A 12,486-nucleotide genomic window follows, 5' to 3' on the forward strand; every position below is an offset into this window, starting at 1 on the left:
TGATGACGTCCGCACTGTTTATTCCCGAGCTGGGCCAGTTGGCGATGATCCTCGCCCTGTGCTTTGCCGTCGTCCAGGCCGTGGTGCCCTTGCTTGGCGCCTGGCGCGGCGACCGCCTGTGGATGAGCCTGGCCCAGCCGGCCGCCTGGGGCCAGTTTGCCTTTCTGCTGTTCGCGTTTGGTTGCCTGACCTACGCCTTCATGACTGACGACTTTTCAGTCGCCTATGTCGCCAACAACTCCAACAGCGCGTTGCCCTGGTACTACAAATTCAGCGCCGTGTGGGGCGCCCACGAAGGCTCGTTGCTGTTGTGGGCCTTGATCCTCGGCGGCTGGACCTTCGCCGTGTCGGTGTTCTCGCGCCAACTGCCGCAAGTCATGCTGGCGCGGGTGCTGGCGGTGATGGGCATGATCAGCATCGGCTTCCTGCTGTTCCTGATCATGACCTCCAACCCGTTCAGCCGCATCCTGCCGCAGATCCCGGTGGACGGGCATGACCTCAACCCCTTGCTGCAAGACATCGGCCTGATCGTGCACCCGCCGATGCTCTACATGGGTTACGTGGGTTTCTCGGTGGCCTTTGCTTTCGCCATCGCCGCCTTGCTCGGCGGGCGTCTCGATGCCGCCTGGGCGCGCTGGTCGCGGCCGTGGACCATCGTCGCCTGGGCCTTTCTCGGGATCGGCATCACCTTGGGCTCGTGGTGGGCCTATTACGAACTCGGCTGGGGCGGCTGGTGGTTCTGGGACCCGGTCGAAAACGCCTCGTTCATGCCGTGGCTGGTGGGCACCGCGCTGATTCACTCGCTGGCCGTCACCGAAAAACGCGGCGTGTTCAAGAGCTGGACCGTGTTGCTGGCCATCGCCGCGTTTTCCCTCAGTTTGCTTGGCACGTTCCTGGTGCGTTCGGGCGTGCTGACGTCGGTGCATGCGTTTGCGTCCGACCCGGCGCGCGGGGTGTTCATCCTGATCTTCCTGCTGTTTGTCGTCGGCGGCTCGCTCACCCTGTTTGCGTTGCGCGCGCCGGTGGTCAAGAGCCAGGTCGGCTTCAACCTGTGGTCGCGTGAAACCCTGTTGCTGGGCAATAACCTGGTGCTGGTGGTGGCCGCGTCGATGATCCTGCTCGGTACCTTGTACCCGCTGGTGCTGGACGCGCTGAGCGGCGCCAAGCTGTCGGTGGGCCCGCCATACTTCAACGCGTTGTTTATCCCGCTGATGGGCCTGCTGATGGTGGTGATGGCAGTCGGCGTATTGGTGCGCTGGAAAGACACCCCGGTGAAATGGCTGGCTGGCATGCTGATGCCGGTGCTGCTGGGCAGTGTGGCCTTGGCGGTGATCGCAGGCTTTGCCTACGGCGACTTCAACTGGGCGGTGCTCGCGACCTTCCTGCTTGCCGCCTGGGTGTTGCTGGCCGGCGTGCGCGACATTGTCGACAAAACCCGCCACAAAGGCCTGATCAAAGGCTTGCCGACATTGACCCGCAGCTATTGGGGCATGCAGGTGGCGCACCTCGGCATCGCGGTGTGCGCCCTCGGCGTGGTGCTCTCCAGCCAGAACAGCGCCGAGCGCGACCTGCGCCTGGCACCGGGTGAGTCCATGGACCTGGCCGGTTACCACTTCATCTTCGAAGGCGCCAAGCACTTTGAAGGCCCGAACTTCACGTCGGACAAAGGCACCATCCGCGTGGTGCGCAACGGCAAGGAAGTGGCCGTGCTGCACCCGGAAAAACGCCTGTACACCGTGCAAAGCTCGATGATGACCGAAGCGGGCATCGACGCCGGTTTCACCCGCGACCTGTATGTGGCGCTCGGTGAACCCCTGGGCGACGGCGCCTGGGCGGTGCGCGTGCACGTCAAACCGTTTGTGCGCTGGATCTGGTTCGGCGGGTTGCTCACCGGCTTTGGTGGTTTGCTGGCTGCGCTGGACCGGCGTTATCGGGTCAAAGTAAAAAGCCGCGTGCGTGAAGCCCTCGGCCTGCAAGGAGCGCCGGCATGAAGCGTTGGTTGATGGTGTTACCGCTGGCGGCCTTTCTGGTGGTGGCGGTGTTTTTGTATCGCGGCTTGTACCTGGACCCGGCCGAGCTGCCTTCGGCGATGATCGGCAAGCCATTCCCGGCGTTCAGCCTGCCGACGGTGCAGGGTGACAAAACCCTGACCCAGGCTGATCTGCTGGGCAAACCGGCGCTGGTCAACGTGTGGGGCACCTGGTGCATCTCCTGCCGCGTCGAACACCCGGTGTTGAACAAACTGGCCGAGAAGGGCGTGGTGATCTACGGCATCAACTACAAGGACGACAATGCGGCGGCCTTGAAGTGGCTGGCGGAGTTCCACAACCCGTACCTGATGGATATCCGCGATGAAGACGGCAACCTCGGTTTGAACCTCGGCGTGTACGGCGCCCCGGAAACCTTCTTTATCGATGCCAAAGGTGTGATCCGCGACAAATACGTCGGCGTGATCGACGAAGTGCTGTGGCGCGAGCAACTGGCCGCGAAGTACCAGGCGCTGGTCGATGAGGCCAAGCCATGAAGCGTCTGTTAGCCGCTGCTGTTCTCGCTCTCGGATTGGCCGGCGTAGCCCACGCTGCCATCGACACCTACGAATTCGCCAAGGACGGTGACCGTGAGCGTTTTCGCGAACTGACCAAGGAACTGCGCTGCCCCAAGTGCCAGAACCAGGACATCGCCGATTCCAACGCGCCGATTGCCGCCGACCTGCGCAAAGAGATTTTCCGCATGCTGGGGGAGGGCAAGGACAACCAGCAGATCATCGACTTCATGGTCGACCGCTACGGTGATTTCGTGCGCTACAAACCGGCCCTCACCGGCAAGACCGCGCTGCTCTGGTTCGGCCCCGCCGGGCTGTTGCTGGCCGGTGTGGTGGTCATGGCCGTGATCGTCCGCCGCCGCCGCGCCGCGCCTACCGATGGCTCCGACGCGTTATCCCCTGAAGAGCGCAAACGCCTCGACCAATTGCTGGACACCAAGACTGATGATTGATTTTTGGCTCGCAGCAGGGTTGCTGCTCCTGATTGCCCTGAGTTTTCTGTTGATCCCTGTGTTGCGCGGCCGCCGCGCCCAGCGTGAAGAGGACCGCACCGCGCTCAACGTGGCGCTTTACCAGGAACGCGTCGCCGAGCTGCAAGTGCAGCAGGACGAAGGCGTGCTGAATGCCGCGCAACTCGACACCGGCCGCGCCGAAGCGGCCCGTGAACTGCTGGCCGATACCGAAGGCGTGGAAACGCCTCGCGAATCGCGCCTGGGCAAACCGTTGCCGTTTTTGGCGGCGTTTCTGGTGCCGGTCCTGGGCGTTACGCTGTACCTGCATTACGGGGCCAGTGACAAGGTCGAGCTGACCCGCGAATTCTCCCAGCCGCCGGTGTCGATGCAAGACATGACCCAACGCCTGGAACGCGCCGCCGCTGCCCAGCCGGATTCGCCGGAAGGCTTGTACTTCCTCGGTCGCGCCTACATGGCCCAGGACCGTTCCGCCGATGCGGCGAAAGTCTTCGAGCGCACCGTGGCTTTGGCCGGCCGCCAGCCGGAACTGCTCGGCCAGTGGGCGCAGGCGCAGTACTTTGCCGACAACAAACAGTGGTCGCCCAAGGTGCAGGCGCTGACCGATGAAGCCTTGAAGCTGGACCCCAAGGAAGTCACCAGCCTTGGCCTGTTGGGTATTGCCGCCTTTGAAGGCCAGCGTTATCAGGACGCCATCGACTATTGGAACCGCCTGTTGGCGCAGCTGCCACCGCAAGACAATTCCCGGGTCGCGCTGCAAGGTGGTATCGACCGAGCGGCGGAAAAGCTCAGGGAGAGCGGTGGTACTGTCGCTCAAGCGCCCAAGGCTGTTCTGAAAGTCCGTGTGGATTTGTCCGCCGAGGTGAAGGCCAGAGCCCAGCCCACCGACAGCGTGTTCATTTTTGCCCGCGCCGTCTCCGGCCCGCCTGCACCCCTGGCGGCCAAGCGCGTGACCGTCGCCGAACTGCCAGTCACCGTCGAACTGGGCGATGCGGACGCGATGATGCCGCAGTTGAAACTGTCGAACTTCCCCGAAGTCCAACTGGTTGCGCGCATATCCCGGGCAGGTCTTCCGACCGCTGGCGAGTGGATCGGCCGCAGCCAACCCTTGGCCAGCACTACCACTGCGCTGCAGCAGCTGACCATCGACAGTCCGGACAAGTAAATCGAGGAAAACGCCTATGCCCGCATTTGCACGCATTACCCTGCTCAGCCTGGTACTCGGCCTGAGCGCTTGTGCGGTCCACCGGCCACCTCCGGCACCCACCGGCCCGACCATCCCACCGTCGGGCCCTTCGACCCAGCCGAGCACCCAACCGTCCGGCCCAGTGACCCCGCCGCCGAAACCGCTGCCAAGCAAATCGCCAACCTTCGCCCCGCCCCCGGGCGCCGCCAGCCACTGGGACGGCAAGATGCAGGTGTACGTGCTGGAAGAACAGCCCGACACCTTCTACCGCCAGCGCACCTATTACCGCTGGAGCAACGGCTGGAGCCGCTCCATCAGCCCGAACGGGCCGTGGGAAGAAACCGACGTGCACGGCGTGCCGCCGGGGTTGAGCAAGCAATACGCGCAATGAAAAAAGGCGACCTTCGGGTCGCCTTTTTCATGCGCGCTAAATGCAGTCTTGCATCCACTGAAGACCAACTGTGGGAGCGGGCTTGCTCGCGAAAGCGGAGTGTCAGCCAGCCTATCAATCACTGAACCACCGCCTTCGCGAGCAAGCCCGCTCCCACAGGAGACCTCTGTACAGCCCGCAAATGCATTCCCACCAACACCAAAGCCCAAGTGTGGGAGCCGGGCTTGCCCGCGATGGCGGTGTGTCAGGCGCCGACTCAATTGCAGTTATAGCGCCATCGCAGGCAAGCCAGCTCCCACAGGAATCACCGCGCTATCAAGCTACGGGACACTCCCGATTCAGCGCTTGATCCACCAACAACTGCGCAATCTCAATCATCTGCACCACCGCCAGCACCTGCTTGCGGCCTGTGCCCTTCAAGTGCTCGGCACAGTCGTACGCACACACGGTCGCCGATTCGAGCATCTCACTGGCATTGCTCAAGGCAACTTCGGTGCTGAGGCCTGGGCGGACGGTGAATATGAGGTTGGGCGGGGGTTGTGGGGTGTCATCCGAATGGGATGGCGGGGGGTTAGGCGTGACTTTTTTCATTGGGAAGCTCCTATGAATGAGCACCTCCATCTCGCTACCACACGATGTAAGGAGGCGACTGTACACGGGGTGGTAGACCGGTCATAGAAACCCGGCAGGCCGAAGCCTCCCGTGCACAGCCGCCACAAAGCAGCCCGCACAAAAAACGCCCTGGAGCGTTTTGGGGATCTATGAAAGAACCGGGCTACCACACCCGTTCGCTGATTTTGCAGCGACCCGCGAAGGTTAGCGGCGAGGTTACTCGGACGCAACCCGAAAACTGTGTAGGGCAGGTCCTAAAGGTCGAATGATTATATAGAGGCGAACCCTTGTGGCGAGCAGGCTTGCCCTGCGCTGGGCTGCGCAGCGGCCCCAAAACCTAACGGCGCGTTCTGCCTGAGTTCGTGGGTTGTCGGTGGCCAGCCACGACGACGCAACGTTGGCGCATGTTGAAGAGTCCGCGCGCTACGGCATGACCATCGCCGAATTCCCCACTACGCTTGAAGCAGCCCAGGGCTGCCAGGCGCTGAACATGAAAGTGTTGATGGGCGCGCCGAACGTGGTGCGCGGCGGGTCACACTCGGGTAATGTGGCCGCCGCCGGCCTGGCCCGCGCGGTCAAGATGATCAGCCTGGCGCGCGCGCGGCGGGCCTGACCGATCGCGGTGAAATTGCGGTGGGCCTGCGCGCCGACCTGGTCCAGGCCAAACGCCGTGAAGGGCTGCCCGTGGTGCAACAAGTGTGGCGACAAGCGAAGAGGGTGTTTTGATGGCAGGCAGGTTGATCTATCTCATCGGGCCATCGGGTTCGGGCAAGGACAGCCTGCTGGATGCCGCCCGCCCGCGCTTGGCCGAGCGCGGCTGCCGCATTGTGCGGCGGGTGATCACCCGTTCGGCCGAAGCCGTGGGCGAGGCGGCTCAAGGTGTGAGCCCGCAGCAGTTCGCCGCGATGCAGGCCGAGGGCGCGTTTGCCCTCAGCTGGCACGCCAATGGGTTGTCGTACGGCATCCCGCGTGTGATCGACGATTGGCTGGCGGCGGGGGACGACGTGCTGGTCAATGGGTCCCGCGCGCACCTGGCGCAAACCCGCGAACGGTATCCCTCGTTGCTGGTGCTGTTGCTGACGGTCGATCAAACCGTGTTGCGCCAGCGCCTGATCGCGCGGGGGCGTGAGTCGCTGGCCGATATCGAGGAGCGCCTGGCACGCAATGCGCGGTTCACCGCAGACCTGATCGCCGGCAATGGTGCGGGGCTGCTGGTGCTGGATAACTCCGGCCCGCTGGTGCATACCGTTGAGCGCTTGCTGTGCTGCCTGGACCACGGGCACTCGGCATGCGCCTGACCTTGCTTGGCACCGGTGACGCGCGGCAAGTTCCGGTGTACGGCTGCGAATGCGCCGCCTGCGCCCTGGCGCGCAGCGATGAAGGGTTACGCCGCCGACCGTGCTGCGCGTTGATCGAATGCGGCGACCAGCGCTGGTTGATCGACAGCGGTTTGCCGGACCTGACCGAACGCTTCCCGCCGCGCAGTTTCAACGGGATTTTCCAGACGCACTACCACGCTGACCATGCGCAAGGTTTGCTGCATTTGCGCTGGGGCCAGGGGCTGGTGATTCCGGTGCATGGCCCGGCGGATCCGCAGGGGTTGTCCGACCTTTACAAGCACCCGGGGATCCTGGATTTCAGCCAGCCGTTTGGCGCATTCGAAACCCGCGAATTTGGCGAGTTGCGCGTGACGGCGCTGCCGTTGCAGCACTCCAAACCCACCTTCGGTTATCTGCTGGAAGGCGAAGGTCGGCGCATCGCCTACCTCACCGACACGGTCGGCCTGCCACCTGCCACCCTGGCCTGGCTGCAACGCGCGCCGCTGGAAGTGTTGGTGCTCAATTGCTCCATGCCACCGCAGCCGCAGGCACCGCGCAATCACAACGACGTGACGCTGGCGTTGCGCAGCATTGAGGAGTCAGGTGCGCAATTGGGCGTGCTGACGCACGTGGGGCATACGCTGGATGCGTGGTTGCTGGAACATCGGCGCGAGTTGCCCAGGCATGTGACAGTGGCGTGGGATGGCCGAGTTCTTTGAGCACGGCATGACCCGTGTGGGAGCGGGCTTGCTCGCGAATGCGGTGTGTCAGTTGAGGGATTCTTCACTGACCCAGCGCATTCGCGAGCAAGCCCGCTCCCACAGTGTGATCTTTATTGTTTGCACGTCTCCATTCCAAATCGGCTTGCCAACGCCTTGCGTCCCTTGGCCGTTAACGCCAATGCGCGACTGTCCAGGTCCTGGGTCACCCATTCACGGCGGATAACGCTTTGCAGCAATGCCGCGCCCAAAGCACCGGCGAGGTGCGGACGGCGCATACTCCAGTCCAGGCACGAACAGGCGAAGCGTCGGCGCTGCGTGCGCAGTGCGGGCACATCGATGCCCAATTCGGTCATGGCTTGTTCACCCGCCGCGCTGAGTTGGTAAGCGCCGTCGCCGACCAACCAGCCGGATGCGATGAAATGGTCGTGCAGGTGCACCGCCAGGGTACCGGCCATGTGGTCGTAGCAGGTGCGCGCAAACTGCAAACGCGTGGGCGTGGTCGGGACGAAACCCTTGCTGGTGTTGCGGCTGATCACCATCAGGCCCTCGATGGCCTGGGCCACGTGCGGCCCAGCCAGGCTGTAATAGCGATGACGTCCCTGGGTGTGCAGCGTAAGCAGGCCATCGTTCTTGAGCCTGGCCAAATGGGCACTGGCGGTCGAGGCGCTGACCTGGGCAATCGCCGCCATCTCGGTGCTGGTACGTGCGTGACCATCCATCAGCGAACAGAGCATTTTCGTGCGCGCGGGCTCCGCAATCGCCCCCGCCACGTGTGAAAGCGCCGTGTCCTCGTCCTGAGCGTGCATATTTCGTTCCTGAGCGAATCGTTGCCGTGTGAGAGGGCAAATAGTAACGCTTCTTTTGCAAACAGGACGTGCCCGATGACACCGCTGCAAGCCGCTACCCATGCCGACCCTTACGCCTATTACGCGGCCCTTCGGCGTAACGATGGGCTGTCGTTCGATGCTGAACTGGGACTGTGGATCGCTAGCAGCGCCAGGACTGTCGAGGCCGTGCTGACGCACCCTGACTGCCGGGTACGCCCGTCACACGAGCCGGTGCCTGCGGCGATCGCGGACGGTGCGGCGGGGCAGGTGTTCGCCAAGTTGATGCGCATGAACGAGGGCGCGGCCCACCAGTGCCCCAGGGCGGTGGTCGAACCTGCTCTGGCCAGGTTGGACGCAGGGCATATCGCCAGGGTGGTGAGGCAAGTCAGCACGCGCCTGCAGAGCCTCGATGAGTGGATGTTCACGTTGCCGGTCGCTGTGGTCGGCTCGCTGCTGGGTCTGCCTGGCGAGCGATTGCACAGTGTCGCCGCGCTGACCCGGGATTTTGTCGCGTGTCTTTCGCCGCTGAGCAGCCAGGCTCACTTGCGCGCCGCCGATGCTGGCGCTGTGCAACTGGGGCAGGTGTTCAGTGCGGTGCTCGAGCAGACCGGGTTGCTCAAGCAGCTTCTCCACGGCGAGTGGGGTGACCCAAAGGCACTGACGCCTAACCTGATCGGCTTGCTCTCCCAGACGTGTGATGCGAGTGCCGGCCTGATTGGCAATACGCTGGTCACACTCGCCCGGCGGCCTGACCTGCTGGCGCACATCCTGCGCGTACCGGCCCTGGTGCCAGCGCTGGTGGAGGAGGTGGCCCGCTATGACTCGCCGGTACAGAACACGCGGCGATTTGCGGCCGGGCCCTGCTCGATTGGCAGTAGCCTTCTAGAGCCGGGCGATACCGTTCTCGTGCTGCTGGCCGCCGCGAACCGGGACCCCGAAGCGAACCCTGACCCAGACAGCATTCTGCTTGAGCGACCCCATCGACGCTTGTTCAGCTTTGGCGTTGGTAGGCACCAATGCCCGGGCCAAACGCTCGCGTTGAACATCGCGTCGCAAGCGCTGCGCGAATTATTGCGCCAGCCGAGCGCCTGGGCCGATGCTCGCCAGTGCGGTTACTGGCCGTCGCTGAATGGGCGAATCCCGCGGTTTGAATCTGCAGGGATATATCAGTAACGCGAGCCACTTCCAGACTATTAAGTGTGTAGGGTTTTGTTTCCATGCTGAGTTTAAAACGTGAGGTAATTCTAAACTTTATATGTTTTATAGTGTTTTAAAGTGCCTGTTTTCGGGCGAGGGTTTGATTGTGCAGTGCGCGTAAATGAATATTCTTGTGTGTGGATGTTAAGTTTATGTATCCAGTTGTTATATGTTTGGGTGTGAAACATTGTCAGGGCTGGCGCTCGGTTTTTTGATGTGGGAGGTTAGTTTGGCGGTTAAGTAAGTTGCCGCGTCTTGGGCCCTGTTTCGGGTCGACTTAACGTTTTCAAAGGATGTTATATGCGCGTTGCCACTTCATTTGTTGGTCATCATCCACATCACCCTCCATTAGCTGCGTCCAGTGCACCTGCTTTCACACACCCTGCGCACGTTGCCACGGCAGCGGCCCAGAAACCTGCTTTCGGCACGGATGAGGCTGCCAAACAGATCCTGCGACGAGGCTATCGCCATTACGATCGCGATGGCGACGGTAAAATCGAGTTGTCTTTTACCCTTGACGAAAAGTTCTCTGCACAACAAAAAGTGTCCATTCGCCAGGCACTTCAAATGTGGCAAGACGTGACTACTATCATATTCAAAGAGAATTCAACCTGCGCAGACGGCTCAATAACCATTGCAGCCGATCCTCGTACCAGTGGTGGCGTGTCACAGTTACCCAATCAGTATTACGGTGACATAAACGCCACCATTGGAACGCAGGGTGCTCGCGAAGTCCCCGCGCACGGCGATTACTTTTTATTTACCGCAGTTCATGAGTTGGGTCACGCCCTGGGCCTTGGTCACCCTGGCGAATATGGCAAGCAAGTGCACAACTATGCCCAGACCCCCTACGAGCAAGACACCAAGGCGTGCAGCGTAATGAGTTATTGGGATGAAACCAATCAGCCGGGCCATGACTTCCAACGGCGCCATCCGTGTGTGCCCATGAAAGATGACATTGCCGCGATACAAAAACTCTACGGCGCCAATTTCAATACGCGATCGACCGATACGACCTACGGGTTCAACTCCAACACGGGCCGTGATCACTTGAGCCTTGAGTCCGCGAACGATGCGCCGATCTTTTGCATTTGGGACGGGGGCGGCAATGACACGCTGGACGTTTCCGGGTTTTCCCAGGATCAGACCATCAACCTGCAAGCTGAGTCGTTTTCCAGCGTGGGCGGCCTGAAGGGCAATGTATCCATCGCCAAGGGCGTTACGCTGGAAAACGCTGTCGGCGGTTCGGGCGACGACCAAATCAACGGAAACGAGGTGGGCAACAGGCTTCGCGGTGGGGCGGGTGCGGACAGGTTGCGCGGCGGTGGCGGCGCGGATGTCTTTGTGTACGACAGGGCGAGCGACTCTACCCTGGGTCAGCCAGACGAGATTCTGGATTTCACCAGCGGTACCGACAAAATCGATCTTTCCGGCCTGTTGAGAAATACCTCCATCAGGCATTTTTACGTGGTTGAGCAGTTCACGGGACGGCCCGGCGAGATCGTCCTCAGCCATGACCAGAGCAGTGGCGCTGGCAGTTTGAGCCTTGACCTGACGGGCCAGGGCATAGCCGATTTGTTTCTCAAAAGTGCAGGGAGGATTCGCGCCAGTGACATTGTCACGGGTGCCGGGGCCGTGCGTGGGCTGACGAACCTCAAACGCCAACGCAGCTCCACGTCGGGGTTTGTATCTGGCCTCAAGGCGCACGATACGGTTTATGGCTTCAACGCCAACAGCGGTGATCGCGCAAGCAGCCTGCATGCCGGCAGCGGCGCGCCGCGCTTCCTGGTACAGGACGCGGGCGGCAACGATACCCTGGATTTTTCCGGTTTCGAGCATCACCAAACCATCGATTTGCGCCATAACTCCGCCTCCAGTGTGGGCGGTCTGCGCAACAACGTCGCCATTGCCAGAGACGTTGTCGTGGAGAATGCGATTGGCGGCTCCGGCCAGGACACGCTCATCGGCAACGCGGTGGACAACGTCCTCACTGGCGGTGCTGGCGGCGATGTGCTCTGGGGCGTGGGCGGTAGAAACACGTTCAAATATGACCAGGCCAATGACTCGACCTGTCACGATGCCGATGTGCTCATGGATTTCGCCAGTGGCGAGGACACTATCGATCTGAGGGCACTGGCCAAGCAGTACGCGACCCCCTTGCGCCTGGTGCAAGACTACACGGGGCGCGTTGGCGACACCGTGGTCAAATACCACCCACAGAGCGGCCGCTACTTTGTCGGCATCGACCTATTGGGCGACCGCCAGTCTGACTTCCTGATTAAGAGCCCGCGTTTGATCAAGCCCCAGGATGTACTTGGCCTGACTGCGCATCGGCGCTGATCAGGGTTTGCACGTACTCCACAAACGCGCGTGTCTTGGCACTCGCCATCCTGCCGGTGGGGAACACCGCCCATAAATCAATCGGCGGCAGTTGCCAGTCGGTCAGCACGGGCTTGACCTCACCACTGGCCAGTTCCGGGGCAAACATCCAGGTCGATGCCATGGTCAGGCCCAAATGGTTCAGCACCGCGGCGCGCACGCCCTCTGCGGCGGTGACGCGGATGCGGCCGCGGGCGACGACCGGGTAGTGACTGTCGCCCTGGCTGAACGTCCAGTTTGAGCCGCCGCCCAGGCTGTAGATGATTGCCTGGTGTTGCAGCAAATCCGCTGGCGTGGCCGGCTCGCCACAGCGTTCGAAGTAGGCCGGGGTGGCGAGGATTTGCCGCGGGGATTGGCCGATCTTGCGTGCGGTAAGGCCCGAGTCGCTCAAGTTGCCCATACGCAGGGCGACGTCGATGCCTTCTTCCACCAGGTTGAGGCTGTGGTCGTTGAGCACCACTTCGACGTTCAAGGCGGGGTATTGAGCCAGGAACGAGCCCAGGTGAGGAATGATGTGCAACCGCGCGAAGGTGGTTGCAGCGCTGATGCGCAAGTTGCCCGACAGCCCGGCGCCTGCACCGCGTGCGGCGTCATCGGCCTCGTTGGCTTCGTCGATGGCGCGCTTGGCCTTTTCGAAAAACGCCAGGCCCGCCTCGGTCGGTGTCAGGCCGCGCGTGGAGCGCAACACCAACCGCACCGCCAGGCGCGCCTCCAATTGCGCGATGCTTTTGGAGACAGCGGGCTGGCCTATCCCCAAGCGTTTGGCGGCAGCTGAGAACGAGCCGGTTTCGACCACGTTCACGAAGGTTTCCATGGCGGTGAGGCGGTCCATCGGGTGTCC

The 12,486-nt window shown here is 62.2% G+C and carries 12 protein-coding genes and 1 pseudogene; 10 read left to right on the top strand and 3 right to left on the bottom strand.

All coding sequences use genetic code 11. The features are described from left to right. Nucleotides 1–2: 2 nt before the first annotated feature. The 5 genes from AB5I78_RS09215 to AB5I78_RS09235 are packed head-to-tail and all read left to right on the top strand — an operon-like array spanning nt 3 to nt 4,589. Nucleotides 3–1,991 (top strand): heme lyase CcmF/NrfE family subunit, encoded by a 1,989-nt coding sequence (locus tag AB5I78_RS09215; RefSeq protein ID WP_145165063.1) that lies wholly within the window; start codon nt 3–5, stop codon nt 1,989–1,991. After that, on the top strand, nt 1,988–2,524 hold the full coding sequence (locus AB5I78_RS09220) for a DsbE family thiol:disulfide interchange protein (protein WP_369300506.1): 537 nt from the start codon (nt 1,988–1,990) through the stop codon (nt 2,522–2,524). The genes AB5I78_RS09215 and AB5I78_RS09220 overlap by 4 nt, the downstream gene beginning before the upstream one ends. Next, nucleotides 2,521–2,994 (top strand): cytochrome c-type biogenesis protein, encoded by a 474-nt coding sequence (locus tag AB5I78_RS09225; RefSeq protein ID WP_065901641.1) that lies wholly within the window; start codon nt 2,521–2,523, stop codon nt 2,992–2,994. The genes AB5I78_RS09220 and AB5I78_RS09225 overlap by 4 nt, the downstream gene beginning before the upstream one ends. Next, complete coding sequence (ccmI, locus tag AB5I78_RS09230; RefSeq protein WP_369300504.1) at nt 2,987–4,177, top strand: c-type cytochrome biogenesis protein CcmI; 1,191 nt, start codon at nt 2,987–2,989, stop codon at nt 4,175–4,177. Before AB5I78_RS09225 ends, ccmI begins: the two co-directional genes overlap by 8 nt. Before the next feature lie 16 nt (nt 4,178–4,193). Then, nucleotides 4,194–4,589 carry a hypothetical protein gene (locus AB5I78_RS09235; protein WP_145165056.1) on the top strand — a complete coding sequence of 132 codons (396 nt, stop codon included), beginning with the start codon at nt 4,194–4,196 and terminating at the stop codon, nt 4,587–4,589. A gap of 315 nt (nt 4,590–4,904) precedes the next feature. Here AB5I78_RS09235 and AB5I78_RS09240 read toward each other — a convergent pair whose 3' ends face one another. Further along, nucleotides 4,905–5,180 carry a DUF3077 domain-containing protein gene (locus AB5I78_RS09240; protein ID WP_369300503.1) on the bottom strand — a complete coding sequence of 92 codons (276 nt, stop codon included), beginning with the start codon at nt 5,178–5,180 and terminating at the stop codon, nt 4,905–4,907. Nucleotides 5,181–5,562: 382 nt separating this feature from the next. Here AB5I78_RS09240 and AB5I78_RS09245 point away from each other — a divergent pair. From AB5I78_RS09245 to phnP, 3 genes and pseudogenes are all read left to right on the top strand, one after another. Beyond that, nucleotides 5,563–5,927, top strand: a pseudogene (locus tag AB5I78_RS09245) (alpha-D-ribose 1-methylphosphonate 5-triphosphate diphosphatase); the annotation flags it as partial. Beyond that, nucleotides 5,927–6,499: a phosphonate metabolism protein/1,5-bisphosphokinase (PRPP-forming) PhnN gene (phnN, locus tag AB5I78_RS09250; protein WP_369300502.1), complete on the top strand. Its 573-nt coding sequence runs from the start codon at nt 5,927–5,929 to the stop codon at nt 6,497–6,499. The pseudogene AB5I78_RS09245 and the gene phnN, both read left to right, overlap by 1 nt. Next, the gene (phnP, locus tag AB5I78_RS09255; protein ID WP_369300501.1) at nt 6,490–7,239 is read left to right on the top strand and encodes a phosphonate metabolism protein PhnP; all 750 of its coding nucleotides are present in this window, start codon (nt 6,490–6,492) and stop codon (nt 7,237–7,239) included. The genes phnN and phnP overlap by 10 nt, the downstream gene beginning before the upstream one ends. 113 nt (nt 7,240–7,352) lie before the next feature. Here phnP and AB5I78_RS09260 read toward each other — a convergent pair whose 3' ends face one another. After that, complete coding sequence (locus AB5I78_RS09260) at nt 7,353–8,048, bottom strand: ArsR/SmtB family transcription factor (protein WP_369300499.1); 696 nt, start codon at nt 8,046–8,048, stop codon at nt 7,353–7,355. A gap of 75 nt (nt 8,049–8,123) precedes the next feature. Between AB5I78_RS09260 and AB5I78_RS09265 the strand changes: the two genes are divergently transcribed. Then, on the top strand, nt 8,124–9,242 hold the full coding sequence (locus tag AB5I78_RS09265; RefSeq protein WP_369300498.1) for a cytochrome P450: 1,119 nt from the start codon (nt 8,124–8,126) through the stop codon (nt 9,240–9,242). Between the two features lie 324 nt (nt 9,243–9,566). After that, nucleotides 9,567–11,606, top strand: coding sequence for a M10 family metallopeptidase C-terminal domain-containing protein (locus AB5I78_RS09270; protein ID WP_369300497.1), 2,040 nt, complete (start codon nt 9,567–9,569; stop codon nt 11,604–11,606). Here AB5I78_RS09270 and AB5I78_RS09275 read toward each other — a convergent pair. Then, entirely contained in the window at nt 11,563–12,477 is a 915-nt protein-coding gene (locus tag AB5I78_RS09275) for a LysR family transcriptional regulator (RefSeq protein WP_369300496.1), read from the bottom strand. The two genes, AB5I78_RS09270 and AB5I78_RS09275, sit on opposite strands and share 44 nt — an antisense overlap. Nucleotides 12,478–12,486: the final 9 nt, after the last annotated feature.

The organism is Pseudomonas sp. N2-3-1-14, from assembly GCF_041228395.1.
Lineage (GTDB): Bacteria > Pseudomonadota > Gammaproteobacteria > Pseudomonadales > Pseudomonadaceae > Aquipseudomonas.